Origin of the sequence: Streptomyces boncukensis, from assembly GCF_011045075.1 — a bacterium.
Lineage (GTDB): Bacteria > Actinomycetota > Actinomycetes > Streptomycetales > Streptomycetaceae > Streptomyces > Streptomyces boncukensis.
This window is the reverse complement of sequence record NZ_JAAKZZ010000957.1, coordinates 1-1343: the sequence shown is the minus strand read 5'-3', so window position 1 is coordinate 1343 and position 1343 is coordinate 1. Positions and strand designations below refer to the sequence as shown.

Sequence of the window (1343 nt, the reverse complement as noted above, 5' to 3'; positions counted from 1 at the left end):
GCCCTCCACCACCGCCTCCGCCAGCAGCGTCTCGAACGCGGCCGTGACCCGGTTGACCTTTCCGGGGCCCAGCACGATCTGGTACGTGTCGTCCTCGACCACGCCCAGGACGTCGGGCAGCGCCCGGAGGGCCTCGTCCTGGACGAGGGAGCGGTCGGCCAGGCCGAGCCGCATCCGGGTCATGCAGTGGGTGACGGAGGTGACGTTTCCGGCTCCCCCGACGAGGGGGAGGATGGCCTGCGCCGTTTCACGGCTCGCGTTCTGGTCTGTGCTCATGTGCCTTGCTCTTCGTCGAGTAGTGCATGGTGGTGGCTGCCGGGGGTGTCAGTGGCTCGCGGAGCGGAGCGCGTCCCGCAGATGGCCGCGGGACTCCGTCAGGAGCCGCGCCGCCGTGGGGCCGTCGACCCCGCCCAGAATCGTGAGGATCGCGTTCTTCACCTCGCCGTCCGTCGCGGCCAGGGCCTCCTCGATCTCCGCTTCGCCCGCCCCCGTCGCCAGCGCGACGATCCGCCGTGAGCGGGCCCGCAGTTTGTCGTTCGAGGCGCGGACGTCGACCATGAGGTTTCCGTACGTCTTGCCGAGCCGGATCATGGTGAGGGTCGAGAGCATGTTGAGGACGAACTTCTGCGCCGTGCCCGCCTTCAGCCGGGTGGAACCGGTGATCAGCTCGGGCCCGACGACGACCTCGATGCCGTGCTCCGCCGCGGCGGCCAGGGCCGAGCCCGCGTTGCAGGACAGGCCGACGGTGAGCGCGCCGTACCCCTCGCGCGCGTGCTCCACCGCGCCGACGGCGTACGGCGTGCGGCCCGAGGCGGAGATGCCGACCACGGTGTCCTCGGCGCGCAGCTCCAGCTCGTCGAGGTCGGCGGCGGCCATCTCCACGCTGTCCTCGGCGCCCTCGACGGAGGTCACCATGGCGCTGGGGCCGCCCGCGATCAGCCCGAGGACGCGGCCGGGCTCGGTGTTGAAGGTGGGCGGGCACTCGCTGGCGTCCAGCACGCCGAGCCGGCCCGCCGTCCCCGCGCCCGCGTAGATCAGCCGGCCGCCCCGCGCCATCCGGGCCGCCGCGGCGTCGATCGCGGCGGCGATCCGGGGCAGCTGGGTGGCGACGGCCGCTGCCACGGTCGCGTCCTCGCCGTTCATCAGCTTGGCGATTTCCAGGGTGGGCAGTTGGTCGATCTCCGACAGCTCGCTGCGGAACGCCTCGGTGGTCAGGGTGTCCAACTGGGTGCGCAGCGAGGAGGTGGGGTCGGTGTCCGTCGAGTGGGTGGTCATGAAGACGCGGCTCTTTCTGCGGGCTTCCGGGGAGGGGGGAAGGAGAGGTGCGGGTGCGGAGTGTGGGG

2 protein-coding genes are annotated in these 1343 nt (G+C 72.3%); both read right to left on the bottom strand.

Annotation, left to right across the window (positions count from 1 at the left end; translation table 11 throughout):
- Positions 1–276, bottom strand: a 276-nt coding sequence (locus G5C65_RS37295; RefSeq protein ID WP_165303467.1) for a PTS glucose/sucrose transporter subunit IIB, incomplete at its 3' end; no start/stop codon positions are given.
- 48 nt (positions 277–324) lie between these two features.
- Positions 325–1275, bottom strand: a complete 951-nt coding sequence (gene murQ, locus G5C65_RS37290; RefSeq protein ID WP_165303466.1) for an N-acetylmuramic acid 6-phosphate etherase — start codon at positions 1273–1275, stop codon at positions 325–327.
- Positions 1276–1343 lie beyond the last annotated feature (68 nt).

Bases quoted from the DNA above. Each gene is read 5' to 3' on its own strand.
- murQ (WP_165303466.1), bottom strand. From the start codon at position 1,275: ATGACCACCCACTCGACGGACACCGACCCCACCTCCTCGCTGCGCACC.